Source organism: Trueperaceae bacterium (assembly GCA_036381035.1).
In the GTDB taxonomy this organism is placed as follows: Bacteria; Deinococcota; Deinococci; order Deinococcales; family Trueperaceae; genus DASRWD01.
Window position 1 is genome coordinate 1 of the sequence record DASVDQ010000154.1, and the last position, 2,351, is coordinate 2,351.

The window sequence follows — 2,351 nt, forward strand, 5'->3', positions numbered from 1 at the left end:
GACCGGGTGTTCGGACGGGACTCGTTCCTCAACGAGATCGTCTGGGCCTACGACTACGGCGGCAGGCCGAGGAACCGCTGGCCGGCGAAGCACGACAACATCCTCTGGTACGCCGTCGACCCGGAGCGCTACGTGTTCCGCTCGGCCGACGTGGACCGCGTGCCCTACATGGCGCCCAAGCTCGTCACGCCGGAGAAGGCCGCGCGCGGCAAGGTGCCCACCGACGTGTGGTGGCAGACGATCGTGCCGACGCACTCGCGCGAGAGGACCGGCTACCCGACCCAGAAGCCGCTGAAGCTCCTCGAGCGCATCGTGCGGGTGCACTCCGACCCCGGCGACCTCGTGCTCGACTTCTTCGCCGGCAGCGGCACTACGGGGGAGGCCGCCGCCCGACTTGGCCGCCGCGCGCTCCTCGTCGACTGCAACCCCGAGGCCATGCGCGTCATGGAGCGGCGCCTCGGGCCGTACGGAGCGCGGTTCTTCGGGTGGGAGCCGGTTTGAGCTAGGCGCGGCCGGCCCGTTCTGGCCGCGTCTCGCTGGCGCCCATGTAGCCAAGGCGGCCCGTCCTGCCGGCGTCCCGCGCGAGCCGGCGGCCCTGTGGCACGCGCGCCGCCGAACGGCACCGGCTGCGGCCCGCCGGAGCTGGCTACGACACCGCCCTAGGTGCGACGCTACCTGTCGCCTCGGCGTCGCATCCTGTCTTGAGGCGCGGCAGGTCGTCCCGGGGGGAACGTCCACCTGCCGCGCCTACCACTGCCTTCGAGTTACGTTCGGCCCGCGGGGTTCGGCGCCGATGCGAGGCCTGGTGCGTCAGTGAGCCGCCGCCTGGCTGGGCAGCTCGACGCGGAAGACGGCGCCGCCCTCCGGCGCGTTGGCGGCGCGGACGGCGCCCCGGTGCAGCTCGACGAGGGCCTTGACGATCGCGAGGCCGATGCCTGACCCGCCGGAGGTCCGCGAGCGCGCGTCGTCGGTGCGGTAGAAGCGCTCGAAGATGCGGCGCTCCTGCCCGGGAGGTATGCCCGGTCCGGTGTCGCGCACCTCTAGCACGACGGAGTCGGCGCCGGGCGTGACGCTCAGCAGGACGCGGCCGCCCTCCGGCGTGTGCCGTAAGGCGTTGTCGAGCAGGTTGCCGACCACCTGCATCAAGCGCTCGCGGTCGGCCTGTACCGGCGCCCGCGCCGGCGCGGCCACGTCGAGGCGCACGCGCTTGGCGTCGGCCTGCACGCGGTAGCTGGCGGCCGCGAGACGCGCCAGGTCGGCCAGGTCGACCTCGTCGACGTGCAGCGACAGCCGCCCGGCGTCGGCCAGCGACAGGGTCCGCAGGTCGTCGACGAGCCGCGAGAGCAGCAGCACCTGCGTGTGCAGGTCGCGCACCTCCTCGAGGCTGAGGTCGACGACGCCGTCCTCCATCGCCTCCAGGCGCCCGCGCATCACGGTCAGCGGCGTGCGCAGCTCGTGCGCGATGTCGGCGACCATGGCCCGCCGGCTGCTCTCGAGCGCCTGCAGGCTGTCGGCCATGGCGTTGAAGCTCGCGGCCAGGCGCTCGGTCTCGGAGCCGCGCTGGCGGCGGCGCCTCACCGGGATGCGTGCCGAGAGGTCGCCGGCAGCGATCCTGCCAGCCGCAGCGGTCACCCCCTCGATGGGTCTAGCTATGAGGCGTGCCAGCACCAGGGCCAGCACCACCGCCAGGCCGAGGGCCAAGACTGCCGAGCCCACGAGGGCCACCGTGCGGCGCTCGAGCGAGCCTCGCACGTAGGCCAGCAGCGTGCTGCGGCTGACCGTGTCGCCCGTCGCCGACGCCGATGCGAGCTCCGCCGCCTCGTTCTGGGGCCCTCCCCCCGCCTCCGGCGCGCCGTTCGCCTGGGGCCGCGGCGCGTCGTCCCCTGCACCGCCCGGCGGGGGTACGGGCTGCCCTGGCGTCGGGCGGCTGCCGTAGCGGGCGGCGGCCAGGGCGCTCAGGGCGCGCAGCTCCGCCCAGCTGCTCGGTGAGAGGTCGCGCAGCAGCGGTCCTCCCGGAACGACCGCCAGCCACGTGGCCGGGTCGCCCCGCTCCGGGATGTAGACCATCACGTTCCGGTCGCCCAGGCGCACCTCGATGCCCCGCAGCATCGCCAGGGTGGCGGCGTGGTCCGTGGCCGCGGCGGCCCGCCTGCCCAGCAGCGCCCGGCCCACCGCGGCCGGCGTCAGCGCGGGCCTCTCCTCGGGAGGCAGCGCGACGTTCTCGCTCGCGATGCCGCGTAGCTGCGGGACCACGAGGAGCGCGATGGTCACGAGGGTGACGCCCACGAAGGCGAGCGTCAGCCTCACGCTGAGGCGGCTCATGGTCCGCCCTCCGGCTTGTGCGCGAGCTC

General features: G+C 74.5%; 2 protein-coding genes. One reads left to right on the forward strand and one right to left on the reverse strand.

The window, feature by feature from the left end; translation table 11 throughout:
* On the forward strand, positions 1-501 hold a 501-nt coding region (locus VF202_15560; GenBank protein ID HEX7041533.1), incomplete at its 5' end, for a site-specific DNA-methyltransferase.
* Positions 502-810: 309 nt separating this feature from the next.
* On the opposite strand, the gene VF202_15565 is transcribed toward VF202_15560, so the two are convergent.
* Positions 811-2,322, reverse strand: a complete 1,512-nt coding sequence (locus VF202_15565; GenBank protein ID HEX7041534.1) for an ATP-binding protein — start codon at positions 2,320-2,322, stop codon at positions 811-813.
* Positions 2,323-2,351: the final 29 nt, after the last annotated feature.